13 protein-coding genes, 3 pseudogenes, 1 riboswitch and 1 other annotated feature are annotated in these 12,933 nt (G+C 42.4%); of the genes and pseudogenes, 8 read left to right on the forward strand and 8 right to left on the reverse strand.

The features are described 5' to 3' along the window. Window positions 1–125: 125 nt before the first annotated feature. The gene (gene mtnK / locus ABHN01_RS20980) at window positions 126–1,340 is read left to right on the forward strand and encodes an S-methyl-5-thioribose kinase (protein ID WP_429877131.1); all 1,215 of its coding nucleotides are present in this window, start codon (window positions 126–128) and stop codon (window positions 1,338–1,340) included. Then, the gene (gene mtnA, locus ABHN01_RS20985; protein WP_429877132.1) at window positions 1,333–2,397 is read left to right on the forward strand and encodes an S-methyl-5-thioribose-1-phosphate isomerase; all 1,065 of its coding nucleotides are present in this window, start codon (window positions 1,333–1,335) and stop codon (window positions 2,395–2,397) included. The genes mtnK and mtnA overlap by 8 nt, the downstream gene beginning before the upstream one ends. A 46-nt stretch (window positions 2,398–2,443) precedes the next feature. Here the strand turns inward: mtnA and speD are convergent, their stop codons facing one another. Continuing rightward, on the reverse strand, window positions 2,444–2,836 hold the full coding sequence (gene speD / locus ABHN01_RS20990; protein ID WP_429877133.1) for an adenosylmethionine decarboxylase: 393 nt from the start codon (window positions 2,834–2,836) through the stop codon (window positions 2,444–2,446). Between the two features lie 89 nt (window positions 2,837–2,925). Further along, window positions 2,926–3,219, reverse strand: a complete 294-nt coding sequence (locus tag ABHN01_RS20995) for a hypothetical protein (RefSeq protein ID WP_429877134.1) — start codon at window positions 3,217–3,219, stop codon at window positions 2,926–2,928. A 201-nt stretch (window positions 3,220–3,420) separates the two neighbouring features. On the opposite strand from ABHN01_RS20995, the gene ABHN01_RS21000 reads away from it, so the two are divergent. Both ABHN01_RS21000 and ABHN01_RS21005 read left to right on the forward strand, forming a co-directional pair. Beyond that, a complete protein-coding gene (locus ABHN01_RS21000) occupies window positions 3,421–3,627 on the forward strand; it encodes a hypothetical protein (protein ID WP_429877135.1) in 207 nt (68 codons plus the stop codon). 393 nt (window positions 3,628–4,020) lie between these two features. Next, window positions 4,021–4,194, forward strand: coding sequence for a hypothetical protein (locus ABHN01_RS21005; protein WP_290398899.1), 174 nt, complete (start codon window positions 4,021–4,023; stop codon window positions 4,192–4,194). Between the two features lie 103 nt (window positions 4,195–4,297). On the opposite strand, the pseudogene ABHN01_RS21010 reads toward ABHN01_RS21005, so the two are convergent. The 3 genes and pseudogenes from ABHN01_RS21010 to ABHN01_RS21020 form a co-directional block, all read right to left on the reverse strand. Continuing rightward, window positions 4,298–4,381: pseudogene (locus ABHN01_RS21010) on the reverse strand (DNA mismatch repair protein MutT); the annotation flags it as partial. Between the two features lie 33 nt (window positions 4,382–4,414). Beyond that, window positions 4,415–5,850, reverse strand: a pseudogene (locus ABHN01_RS21015) (amino acid permease). A gap of 167 nt (window positions 5,851–6,017) precedes the next feature. Further along, on the reverse strand, window positions 6,018–6,521 hold the full coding sequence (locus tag ABHN01_RS21020; RefSeq protein ID WP_429877136.1) for a YhcN/YlaJ family sporulation lipoprotein: 504 nt from the start codon (window positions 6,519–6,521) through the stop codon (window positions 6,018–6,020). A 167-nt stretch (window positions 6,522–6,688) separates the two neighbouring features. Here ABHN01_RS21020 and ABHN01_RS21025 point away from each other — a divergent pair, with 167 nt between their 5' ends. Next, complete coding sequence (locus tag ABHN01_RS21025; RefSeq protein ID WP_429877137.1) at window positions 6,689–6,865, forward strand: hypothetical protein; 177 nt, start codon at window positions 6,689–6,691, stop codon at window positions 6,863–6,865. A 63-nt stretch (window positions 6,866–6,928) separates the two neighbouring features. After that, a complete protein-coding gene (locus ABHN01_RS21030) occupies window positions 6,929–7,093 on the forward strand; it encodes a hypothetical protein (RefSeq protein ID WP_429877138.1) in 165 nt (54 codons plus the stop codon). Between the two features lie 125 nt (window positions 7,094–7,218). Here the strand turns inward: ABHN01_RS21030 and metC are convergent, their stop codons facing one another. Further along, the gene (gene metC, locus ABHN01_RS21035; protein ID WP_429877139.1) at window positions 7,219–8,397 is read right to left on the reverse strand and encodes a cystathionine beta-lyase; all 1,179 of its coding nucleotides are present in this window, start codon (window positions 8,395–8,397) and stop codon (window positions 7,219–7,221) included. After that, window positions 8,390–9,508 carry a methionine biosynthesis PLP-dependent protein gene (locus ABHN01_RS21040; protein WP_429877140.1) on the reverse strand — a complete coding sequence of 373 codons (1,119 nt, stop codon included), beginning with the start codon at window positions 9,506–9,508 and terminating at the stop codon, window positions 8,390–8,392. Before ABHN01_RS21040 ends, metC begins: the two co-directional genes overlap by 8 nt. Before the next feature lie 72 nt (window positions 9,509–9,580). Further along, a riboswitch (SAM riboswitch) is annotated at window positions 9,581–9,696 on the reverse strand. 431 nt (window positions 9,697–10,127) lie between these two features. On the opposite strand from ABHN01_RS21040, the gene ABHN01_RS21045 reads away from it, so the two are divergent. Beyond that, window positions 10,128–10,601 carry a CBO0543 family protein gene (locus ABHN01_RS21045; protein WP_429877141.1) on the forward strand — a complete coding sequence of 158 codons (474 nt, stop codon included), beginning with the start codon at window positions 10,128–10,130 and terminating at the stop codon, window positions 10,599–10,601. On the opposite strand, the gene ABHN01_RS21050 is transcribed toward ABHN01_RS21045, so the two are convergent. Beyond that, window positions 10,578–11,024 (reverse strand): carboxymuconolactone decarboxylase family protein, encoded by a 447-nt coding sequence (locus tag ABHN01_RS21050; protein ID WP_429877142.1) that lies wholly within the window; start codon window positions 11,022–11,024, stop codon window positions 10,578–10,580. The genes ABHN01_RS21045 and ABHN01_RS21050 overlap by 24 nt on opposite strands. A gap of 166 nt (window positions 11,025–11,190) precedes the next feature. Continuing rightward, window positions 11,191–11,426 (forward strand) — a binding site (T-box leader). A gap of 72 nt (window positions 11,427–11,498) precedes the next feature. Between ABHN01_RS21050 and ABHN01_RS21055 the strand changes: the two are divergent. Then, window positions 11,499–12,885, forward strand: a pseudogene (locus ABHN01_RS21055) (amino acid permease). The last annotated feature ends 48 nt before the right edge of the window (window positions 12,886–12,933 follow it).

Consider the following 12,933-nt stretch of genomic DNA (forward strand, 5'->3'; position numbering starts at 1 on the left):
TCACCTCTTTCATAGAATCAGCATATGATAGTTTAAGTGATTTGGTGTATGGGTTAGCAAAAAAAACAATGTTTGTCCACATCAAATTGCGATTGGATCAAAAGAGAACAAAGGAATGATGATCGATGTCAAATTATTATCCTCTTAATTCACAGCAAGCAATGGAGTATGTCGACAAGCTGGGGATATTTCCTGATCATTCTTCTCTTGTGTGCCGTGAAATTGGAGATGGAAATTTAAATCTCGTTTTTCATATCAAAGAAAAATCAGCGGCAACAGGAGTGATTATCAAACAGGCACTCCCCTATGCAAGAGTGGTAGGGGAGTCGTGGCCGTTAACCTTGGACAGGGCCAGGATTGAAAGTGAAGCCCTGATCGTTCACCATTGCATGTGCCCTGGAATGGTTCCAAAAGTCTATCACTATGATCCTGGATTGGCCCTTACAGTCATGGAAGACTTGTCGACACATATCATCCTGCGCAAAGGGTTAATGGCAAGAACAGCCTATCCATTATTTGCAAAACAAATCGGTTCTTTTCTTGCCCGAACACTGCTGCTCACTTCGGATATCGTCTTGGATCCACTCGAAAAAAAGAATCGAATGATCCAATTTTCAAACCCGGAGATGTGCAAAATTACGGAAGACCTCGTGTTTACCGATCCCTATTATGATGCAGAAACCAACCGATTTAACCCGTTGCTGGATGAGGAAGTGAAGAAAATTTGGGGAAATGACAAGCTCAAATATCAGATTGCTAAACTAAAGGAAAAGTTTCTTACTCATTCGCAGGCGCTCATTCATGGGGATCTGCACACAGGAAGCATCATGGTTACCGGGAACGACCTTAAAGTGATCGATCCTGAATTTGCCTTTTATGGACCGATGGGATTCGATGTCGGGGCCCTTTTTGCCAATCTGCTGCTCTCCTATGCCTCACAAGTGGGGCATTCATTAAGTGTGGAAGAACGCAAACGCAAAGACTATCAGAACTATCTACTAAATACCATTGAACAAGTTTGGTTAGCCTTTGAGCAGGAATTTAGAGCGTTATGGAAGGAACAAGCAAAAGAACCAACGGCAGCAGCAAAAGGGTATGTTGACGATTATATAGTGAGGATTCTTCAAGATGCGTCTGGATTTGCAGGTTGTAAAATGTTGCGCAGGGTTATTGGCCTCGCGCATGTGGAAGATCTTGAAAGTATAGAAGACCTCGAATCGCGTGCAAAGGGCGAAAAACTAGCCCTCGGTATTGGCCAGCAGCTCGTTATAAAGGGTGATCGTATACAGAACATTAAGGATATCACGTCCCTAGTTAAAAAGGTGTCTTCCGATGGGTAAGATCGTACAATCCGTTGAATGGAATAATGACCGATTGATATTACTCGATCAGACCCAGCTCCCCGCACAAACGGTATATATCGAGTTAACCGAGATAGTAGATGTATGGGAGGCCATTCATACACTAAAAGTACGCGGTGCTCCTGCCATTGGAATGGCAGCCGCATACGGCTTATATTTAGGAGTAAGGGCCAGTAAAGAACATGAAGATGACTTTCTTCTAAGTCTAGAGAAAAAAGCTGCATATTTAACAACAGCAAGGCCGACAGCTGTCAATTTATGCTGGGCAATAGAACGACTTTTGAACAGAGCATATCAAGAAAGAGCCCTAGGATCACAATTGCCAAAAATAAAAGCTGCGCTGCTTGAGGAAGCTTTATTCATTCAGTTGGAGGACGAGGAAGCTTGCAGAAACATCGGTGAACATGCTTTGACATTATTTAAGGATGATATGGGAATCCTCACTCATTGCAATGCAGGCAGTTTGGCAACGGCAAAATATGGGACAGCTACAGCGCCTTTTTATCTCGCCAAGGCAAGAGGATGGCATTTAAAGGTGTTTGCCGGTGAAACTCGGCCTGTACTTCAAGGAGCCCGTTTAACCGCATGGGAATTACAGCAGGCGGATATTGATGTTACTCTTCTATGCGACAACATGGCTGCCATGGTTATGGCAAAGGGCTGGATTCAAGCGGTCATTGTGGGAACGGACCGGGTAGCTGCAAATGGAGATACAGCCAACAAGATTGGTACGTATGGACTTGCACTCCTTGCAAAAGCTCATAATATCCCGTTTTATGTGGCTGCGCCAACGTCTTCGATTGATTTGCAGACGATGTCCGGCCTGGATATTCCGATTGAAGAAAGACCCATAGAAGAGGTAGCAGCAGTTCTTGGAAAACGAACAGCACCGGAAGGCATCAAGATTTACAATCCTGCTTTTGATGTTACTCCGTATCATCTGATAACGGCCTTCATAACCGAGAAAGGCATTGTCCATCCAGATCAGCATGGGCAGTATAACCTTCCCATTCATCCATTATTACAGAAAAAATAAAAAACCCGGTTTCTTGTTGAAATCGGGTTTTGTGATGGAGTTGATTTTAGCTACCACCGTTTTTTCGAATAATACGGACCGACGGGTTCGCAATGTACTCTTCTCCTCTGGAAACATCGTGTACTACAGCATAATCTGCACCTAAAAAATTAAGGACATTTTGTACTTCAAGAAATGGATTCTTTGTTCCGCAAGTGTAAATATCAATAGCCGCATAGTTCTTTTCTGGCCACGTGTGTATGGACATATGGGAGGTAGATAGTACAAGCGTACCTGTCACCCCATACGGCTGAAAACTGTAAAAGTAGCGATTTAATACTGTCATTTCCAGTCGCTCCGCCGTTAGATTCAGTTGGTTTTCAAGCTCCTTTGCGTCATTCAGAATACTGGACTTACAGTTAAACGCATCAATAATGATATGGAACCCTTTTATTTCCAATTACATTTCCCCCTATACTATTAATTTATAAGCCCTCATCTTTTACTTGTATGATGATGACCCTCTCCCTTCTAGTTAATTATTACAGTTTATGCAGATTTACTAGATTTGGTTGGACGACCATTTATTTTTTTTAAAATCCGCAAATGAGCAGTTATGGCCCAACGCAAAAATACCGCCTTATCCTCGGTATTTAAGCTGTTAATCGTCCTTTTCCTCTTGATACAAGCAGTTGCAGGGTCAGTATCCTTTGTGTTTTCACTTGCATATTTGCGGTCAGAAACAAGCTTATTTTTAAAGCGAAATAAATAAGAGAAATCTTTTGGAAGTATCCGATGGTGGAAATTTCCAAAGGTATGAAAGGCATGAAAGAAAACTTGCACGATTGTCCGCCAAAATTAGCTGGCAGACTCTATTTTCTACAAATGAATCTTAATTGTTTAAATATCTTCTTTTTATGCTGCGAAAAAGCCATTTTAACTATCGCCGTGTTGTAAATAATTCCATTGGGTACATACACAATTCTTAGGCGATTGAAATACATTAAAATTGCTCACGAAAAAATTCTTTAAAAGGGGAATTTGATGTCTGAGAAAGCGAGTGACACTTTCAATATTGATATATTCACCGAAGAAGGTATGCGTTTTTCACTAGAGGAGATCCCAAAAATAAAAATGAAAAAAATGGCGTTGTTTCAGAGGAAAGCTGAGTATATTTTTAAAGATCAATCGGGAAAAAATATAACGGTGAATGTCCAATCCTTTAGGGTCGTAAAAAATTTTAAAAAGTAGTGTTGAATGAAGGCTGCCATTGCAGTGGTAGCCATTTCTACATAAACAACCCCATTTGCAAGTTGTTGCTCTGAGCATTAAGTTTCGTTTTTCCTTCAACGTACTTTTATTTGGCATATTTCCATATTATGGATGGTAATAAAATGATATCCTTACAGAGAGGGAGGGAATATGTATTGAAAAGATGGACCAGGACAATGATACCTCTATGTTTAAGTACGTTTTTTTTCAGTGGCTGCGGAAGGAATGGGATGTCCTCACAAGAATAGAGTAAAAGTAATACGGCCAGATGGGAATAGTGAGGATGAATTTTTAAAATATGATGGAAAAGAAGACCGCTATGGGAGATTAATTGAGAAAGAAAACAATAAATATAGACGGAGGTGTTAACCCATGATGGGGCTATCGCTCTTTATATTCTTCTTGCTGCTTTTTGCTTTCTTTATCGATTGGAGACGCAAAAAAAATAATAATCAGTTGAACCGGTCCACCCACCCTGGTGCGAAGCCTGGCGAGGATTCTAATCATTTGATGGGCGACAATCGATATGACGGGGGCGGCCCGTAATCCGCCTTTTTATTACCTCATCTGTAATTATACTAACTCAGAATCTTGACTGATTGATCTGCTCGTCTAATATTTTCCTTTATGTGATCCATATAATATCATCCACTTCTTCATATATCTCTCTTCTAAGAGTTCTTTCCAAAATATCGGTTGAGTCGCCCTCCTTCTCCACCTTGCCCCCAAACAAAAGGCGGCTCCAATTTCAGAGCCGCTTTCCTAATTAAAATGACTTCTCCATTGTCTTCATCGATACTCCTTCTGGCTGCGCTGTGTTCAAAGCCGAATGCTTTTTTGAATAAGCAAAGTAAATGATGAGGCCGACTGCCAGCCAAATGGCAAACGAATACCAGGTGATTGCCGCCAGCTGTGTCATTAAGAACACACAGAAAGCGACCGCCAAGATTGGTACAACCGGTACGCCCGGACAGCGGAACGGGCGGTTTAAATCCGGCTGTGTCCTGCGGAGGATTAGAACCGCAATCGAGATCAGGGTAAATGCGAAAAGCGTTCCTATATTGATCAGTTCAGCAAGACGGCCTAGTGGAATCAGCCCTCCTACCAAAGCCGAGACCAATCCTACGAGCCATGTCGATCCGTATGGCGTTTTATATTTAGGGTGAACATTAGAAAACATTTTTGGAAGCAAACCATCACGGGACATTGCAAAAAAGATTCGGCTTTGGCCAAAAGCCATGACGAGCAAAACCGTTGTCATACCCAAGATGGCTCCTAGGTCAATAAATCCGGCCACCAGTTTTGGCCAGCCATCTGCAGTGCAAGAGATACCGGATGATCAATACCCTCAAATTTTGCATAAGGTACGATTCCCGTCATGATACACGTAACGACAATGTATAGAAGGGTACAGATGGATAAAGAAGCAATAATCCCTCTAGGAAGATCTTTTGCAGGGTTTTTCACTTCTTCTGCGGCTGACGTTACTGCATCAAAACCAATATAGGCAAAAAACACGAGAGCCGCCGCCTTGAACACACCGCTGAAACCAAACGGAGTGAAAGGCTGCCATTGTTCAGGTTTAACGTAACCGGCACCAACGACGATAAATAGCAGAACAACCGCCACTTTTATGATGACCATAATGTTGTTAATACGTGTTGATTCTTTTACACCTCTTGAGAGGAGGAAAGTCACAAGAATAAGGATAATGAAGGCTGGAAGATTAAAGTAAGTCGTCGCTCCTGGAATCGAACCTGGAGCAGCAGTCAGCACTTTAGGCAAATGAATGCCAAATCCACCAAGCAAGGATTGAAAATATCCAGACCACCCGGCTGAAACCGCGGATGTAGTCAGTGCATATTCAAGAATGAGATCCCATCCGATAATCCAAGCGATAAATTCTCCCATCGTTGCATAGCTGTATGTATATACAGAGCCTGAAACGGGAACGGTTGATGCGAATTCCGCGTAGGCCAGTGCCGCAAACCCACAGGCAAGGGCTGCGATCACAAAGGAAAGAATTAATCCTGGTCCAGCCGTTAATGCTCCCTTACCAGTCAGAACGAAAATCCCTGTACCTATGATGGCGCCAATCCCAAGCATCGTTAGATCCCAAGCACCCAAGGCCTTTTTTAACGTTTGTCCTTTCTGGCTCGTTTGAATAAGCTGATCAATACTTTTTGTACGAAATAGGCTCATACATTATGTCATCCTTCCTGATGTTATCTTTAAGACATGCGAAAATTTTATCATACTTTGTTGAATTTTCGCAATACTCGAAAAATATTATATTAAAATAAAAAAGAGCCACTTTTTGTGGCTCAACAAGTATTATTGTTTTGCAAACAGAAGAGCATTTGCCCCTTTTACCTTTGTGTTGGGAATAATCTCCGAACCATCTCGCTGAATTCTTTAACGAAACCTGTCACAGGTTTTCCGGCTTGAATATCATTCACGTATTTTTGAACACGATCAAAAAAATCAGGGTTGGTAGATACAAATACGTCGTTAATATCAGGATCTGTACTTTTTACTCTGTCTGCTATTTTTTTCTCGGTTTGCTTTGTCAGCTTGCCGTTATCTCCATCCTCTAAAACAGCTGCCACATAGGCATTATCATCCGTAACGATGACGTTCGCCTGACGCACTTCTTTAAGCTGGACTACTTGATCGGCTGCTTCATCAGCCACATCCAGCCGATTATCTTGGTTCTCATTGTTACCTGTATTTTCGTCAGTACTGATGTTCCTCATATTTTTGTTTGCATTATCCATTCCCTGCTTGTTATCTCGGCCATTCGTACAGGCTGTTAAAACAGCGATCATGAAAACGATAACCATAAATTGAATCAGATTGAGTTTCTTATTCATACAGAGTTCTCTCCTTTCTTTATATCGTTAGCTTTTGGAAAATATTCTGTATTATGCATGAAAAGAGGAAAAGATCCGTTTTGGTAATAATCAACTTAATTGATTCAATGGTTTTTAGACAAAATAATATGGTTCAGAAATGGACAAAAATTTAAAGAGGTGAGGTAATGAAAGCCAATTTGAATACCATTTTACCAATTATCGCTTCAGTAGGAGTTGGCATTGCGGCGTATCAAATGATGAGTGGTAATGGCGGGAAAATGAAAAACATGATGCCGCTTGCTTCAGATATGATGGGAATGGGCATGCAGGGACAGAGTCAACAACAGTCCAATAATCAATAATGCATTTTTAGTCATACCTGATATTTATAGCAGGTATGCGATTCTGTCAGGAGGGGACAAATGATGAATCCTAAACATGATACTCATGGCCGGAAAAGAATTCTTGCCTCCAATCTGCAAGAGGGCCAAGACAAAATAATCAGTGAAAATTCAGGTCCGTCTGCTTCATCTGCTGATTTTGTGGAAGATGAGACCAGTCAGATGCTCACAAGTAAAAATAACAGATAGATCAATCAAAAAGCAGGCATTTATATGCCTGCTCCAATTTCTGTATATCAGGTCAACAATTAATTTTAATTAACACTGTTTCTGTCCCTCCCCTGCCACTTACCGTACAGCCAGGATCGGTACTTTTATTTTGCAAGCACCTGAATTGTGCTCTGTGCCAATGCGAACTCAAAATCAGCGATAAGGTCTTCAGGGTCTTCAAGTCCTGCTGAAAAACGGAAAAGTGTATTGGTAATTCCTCTTTTCTTTCGTTCCTGCTCCGGCATGGCCGCATGTGACATTTTTGCCGGGTAAGACAAAATGGACTCCACTGCTCCAAGGCTCACCGCTAATACGGGTATCTGCAGATGTGACGTAAAAGATCTTACCAGCTGTTCGCTTTCCAGCTCAAAGGAAAAGACTGCTCCAGGACCCTCAGCCTGCCGGCGCTGCAATGAATAGCCGGAGTGCTCTTTCAGTCCTGGATAATGCACCTTTTTTACAAGAGGGTGATGATTTAAATACTCTGCAAGTTTGCCAGCTGCCTCTGAAGAATGGCGAAGACGGACATACAACGTTTTCAACCCACGCATGAGGAGCCATGCATCCTGGACTCCCAGTACTGCTCCAAAAGAATTCTGCAGAAAATAAAGGCGTTCTGCGAGCTCTTCATCCTTAACAACCGCTAGCCCCGCAACCACATCACTGTGGCCGGCAAGAAACTTTGTCGCGCTGTGAAGAACGATATCCGCTCCCAGCGATAAAGGCTGCTGAAGAGCAGGGGTTAAGAACGTATTATCTACAAAGGTGAGAGCTCCCTGTTGTCTGGCAAGCTCACTCACCGCTTGTATATCCGTTACTTTTAACAGCGGATTGGACGGTGTCTCGATATAGAATGCTTTCGTATTCGGCTGAACGGCTTGCTCTACTTCTTTCAAATCGGTCATATCAACAAACGTATGGGTAATTCCGAGCCGTGTGAGCACTTCCGTAACCATTCGGTAAGTTCCCCCGTAAACATCTTCCGAAATGACAACATGGTCACCTTGTGACAGGAGGAGAAAAGCGGTTGAGATTGCGGCCATGCCCGAAGAGAACGCGAAACCCCGACAGCCTCCCTCCAACTGGGCGATCTGCTCTTCCAATGCTTCTCTTGTCGGATTGGCTGATCGGCTATAGTCATATTTTCCGAACTGGTCAAGATCCTCTTGGTGGAACGTCGAGGAAAGATGCATAGGTACACTGACCGCGCCGGTAACAGGATCCGTCTTATGCTTATGATGCAGCAATTTCGTTTGAAAGTTATAACAGGAATAGTCACTCATGGGTGATTGCCTCCTTTTGAACGATTTGAAGTGCTTGCGTCAAGTCTTCTATCAGGTCCTTTTCATCTTCAATTCCAACTGACAGCCGCAAGAGACGGTTGCACACCCCTCTCTGGATGCGTATATGATCCGGAATGTCGGCATGTGTCTGAGTAGCTGGGTAAGTAACAAAGCTTTCTACACCGCCTAGGCTTTCCGCAAACGTGATCAGTGAAACCGCCTTTAGGAAATCAGGTACCCATTCTTCTCGTTGAAGCCGAAAAGAGATCATTCCACCTCTTCCGGGATACAGCACATCCGCGACAGCTTCATGTCCTCGGAGAAAATTGACGAGCTCCCTGGCGTTTTCCTCATGCTTTTTCATTCTTAAAGCGAGGGTTTTCATTCCTCTCATCAACAGCCAGGCGTCAAACGGACTTAATACTGCACCTGTGGCATTATGTTGGTAGGACAATTCTTCACATAGTTCCTCTCCTTTCGCAGCAACGAGCCCTGCGAGTACATCGTTGTGTCCCCCAAGATATTTGGTCGCACTATGAATGACGATATCTGCTCCAAGTTCGATCGGTTTTTGAAGCAAAGGCGTGTAGAACGTATTGTCAACAATAACGAGGAGGCCGTGTACCTTTCCAACAGCAGCTATCGCTTGGATATCGCAGGTTTCCATTAAAGGATTTGTAGGGGTCTCAAGAAAAATGGCTTTTGTTTTCTTTGTTATTGCCTGCTCAATTTCAAGGGGATTTGCGGTGTCAACGTATTTACAGGACAACCCCCATTTTTTATAGCCTTCCTCCAGTAACCGATAAGTCCCCCCATATAAATCGCTGGATACGATCCATTCATCCCCTGACTGAAAAAGGGAAAGAATGGTGGCAATCGCGGCCATTCCCGAACTGCAAGCGAAGCCTTGGTCCGCTCCTTCCAGATCTGCTATTGCCTGCTCCAGCAGCTGCCGTGTTGGATTGCCGGTCCGTATGTAATCATACCCGCTTGATTCTCCTATTCCAGTATGCCGATAAGCTGTGGAAAAATAGACGGGGGGATTGACTGATCCTGTGCGGTCTTCACTTCGGTTTCCGATCTGTGCAAGCTTTGTCTCCGTTTTATACATGGGAATCCTCCTAAAAATAAAATAAAAAAGCCTTCTAAGAAGAAGACTTTTGAGAAATATCAATTGTCGTTCTTCTTATCTTTCAAGTTCATTCACGAACTTGATGGACTTAGCACCTTTTCAGCCATCCGCGGCTGAAGGTTGCTGAGGTATCATCGGGCCATTCCCTCTACCTCTCTTGATAAGAAAACAAATCACGTATCAAATTGTACTTATTACTCTACATTAGTTTTCAGAATGTTTCAATAGGAATCGTAAAAAACTTTACGTGCGATTATTTCATTTTTACTTCATGAGTTAAGTCCCTTTTACAAAGCATTAAGAACCGTCTCTTAAACCTAAGGAAATAGTCGGTATAATACAGGAAATGAAGCAGAGAACATTAACCTGTTTTTTTAAAAATTAAAATGTTTTTATCAGTTTCGTAAAATATTAACAATGGTAATATTTATATAATACTGATATTAAGGGAGTCCAATACGTTGCATCAATTGTTTATTAACTCAAAGGAACAATTATTTATATTGCTTCCGTTCACTAGGATAAACGTTTTTCCGTTCGGAATGAAAGGCAGATGAATGAACCATGCTATCACCAACGTCATATTTTGGGTGATAGCATGTTTACATTTGTTCTGTTATATATGGCTCTGCCTTGGCTTGCAGCTCTATTTCTTGTCTATAAAGACTACAGACTTCTTTTAGTGATTTCCCCCATTACCTCAGTCATCGCTTTCATCATTAATGGCTGGGGAACTCACTTTCATTTTTGGAGAGTCGCGCCTTATTCTATGGATCAATACATTTCTGCCATGCCGTATAATCTGGGCATTTATCCGGTGATTTGCTCATACATGATTTATTTCATCTCTGTTTCCAAAATCGATGATCTTCTTCTCATTTTTGTATTCACCTTAGGCACGACTGGTTTAGAATATCTTTCGTTGTATAGAAACCATATTGTTTATGATCATGGCTGGACAATTTATTGGACATTTATTTCCTATTTGATTCCTTATTTTCTGGTATACGGCTATTACCGGCTGCTTACTAGAAAGGATGATATAAACTCATTCCGAAAGCTCCGGCATTAAACGAGTGGATACACCAATTCGATTCCAAGCATTAATCGCAACGATCTGCATGATGATTTCCGCGATTTCCTTTTCACTAAAATGTTTTGCCACTTCCTCGTAGATATCATCTGGAACATGTGTATCGGCTACAAGTGTGACCGATTCAGTCAGCGCAAGAACCGCTCGTTCTACAGCTAAAAAAAATGGTGTTTCCCGCCAGCCATTAAGGGAGTAGATCCGCTGTTCGGTCTCCCCCATTATACGTGCATCCTTCATGCGCATATCAATACAATAGGCGCACCCATTGATCTGGGAGGCACGAATTTTTATGAGCTCTTTCAGTTTAGGGTCCAAACTTGCAGACATCACATATTGTTCAAGTTTTAACATTGCTTCATAACCCTCTGGATTGACCATCCCTAATAAAAATCTTCTTTCCATGCTTAACTCCTCCTCATTTTTTCGTTGCACTGCTATGACAGATCTTTACATTCATTTGTGACAAATTCAATAAAATTGTTTCTGTTTGAATGCTTGCATGTGAAGAAGGGTTGACAAACTGCTTATCAGCGCTAATAGTATGGAATAATATTTGAAACGTCGATATGAAAACGCATGGAACGGGAGCAGTAAAAGTTCAATTTATAGCCACAGAGAGCTGCGGTATGGTGTAAAGCAGTCTATGAATACTTTGAACTCGCCCGGGAGCAGTAAGACCAAAGGAAAACAAGTGATTCCCTAAGTTTTGACGGCTAACCACCGTTATCTGGTATGAAAAGCAGGGTTCAAAGCGAATCAATTAGAGTGGTACCGCGGTTAGTCATAAGGCTTATCGTCTCTTTTCTCATTATTCATGAGGCAAGAGACGGTAAGCCTTTTTTATTATCTATTACGGGTTCAAGGAGAGATTAGGTTATGGAGAACAACAGCAAGAAACTGCAGCGCACCATGACATCGCGCCATATTATGATGATGGCGTTGGGAGGAAGTATTGGGGCAGGACTATTTAAAGGAAGCATTGATGCCATTGATATGGCTGGGCCATCTGTTATCATCGCTTATCTGATCGGTGGCATCATTTTATTATTCATCATGCAGGGATTGGCGGAAATGGCCGTACAAAACACGCAGGCGAGGACGTTTCGTGACTTGGTTCAGTCTGCACTGGGACCTTTTCCTGCTTATTTTCTGGATTGGATTTACTGGAAAATGTGGGTATTAAACATCGCTGCTGAAGCAGTGGTCGCTGCCATTTTCCTTCAGTATTGGTTTCCTGATGGTCCGATATGGATATTGGCCCTTTTGGTTTCCGCAGCAGTAACAGTTATCAATCTTCTTTCCGTTAAACTGTTTGCAGAAACGGAGTTGGCATGCCTGGATTAAGATTAGTGTCATTATTATTTTTATTCTTTCCGGACTATTTCTTTTGTTCGTATCGTTCGGCGGGCATACTGCTCCGAGTTTTTCCCATTTGACAGATCATGGCGGATTTTTTCCAAATGGCTCTTCAGGTTTAATCGCGGCCATGCTGGTGGTCATTTACTCGTATGGCGGAACTGAAATCATTGGTGTTACGCTGGCTGAAACGAAAAATCCGGAAAAAGTCGTACCGAAAGCGGTCCGCAGCACCTTAACACGCATCATTGCTTTTTACCTATTTCCGTTTTTTATTATCGTCAGTCTCATTCCCTGGAATGATGTCAACGGTGTTCAGCAGAGTCCCTTTGTCATGGTATTTAAGATGATCGACATCCCGGGAGCTGCTCACGTGATGAATGGCGTGATATTGCTCGCGATTATATCATCCATGAACTCCGGGCTGTACGGTTCTTCCCGTGTACTTTATAACCAGGCAGCAGATGGCCAGGTCCCGAAAATTTTTGCGAAGCTCACTGCTAATAAGGTGCCTGTCTATTCCATCCTGCTTTGCACATCCTCACTTTATGCGGGTGTCCTTATCTCTTTGTTTGCCGGCAGCAAAACGTTCAATTATCTTATGGGCTCTTTAGGTTATACCGTGCTATTCATCTGGCTGACCCTTGCCTTTGCTCATCTCAAATCAAGAAAAAAACAGACCGGCATCTCGGGATTTCGTGTTAAATGGTTTCCCTATACGACATGGATCGCCATTATTGCTTTATTCGCCATCCTCGTCGGCATTATGTATACGACCTCCGTGGTCATAACTCTTGTTACACTTTTTATCTATTTAATCATCACAGGCACGTACGTCATTAAAAAACGTTCCGTGCATTCCTGCGATACATCCTTGGAGAATTTCGCTGTTAAGACATCCAAATAAAAATAAAAAAACGCCCCATTTAGGGGGCGTTTCAGAACGTCGACAAAC

Source organism: Fictibacillus sp. NRS-1165 (genome assembly GCF_050468105.1).
Lineage (GTDB): Bacteria > Bacillota > Bacilli > Bacillales > Fictibacillaceae > Fictibacillus_C > Fictibacillus_C terrinigri.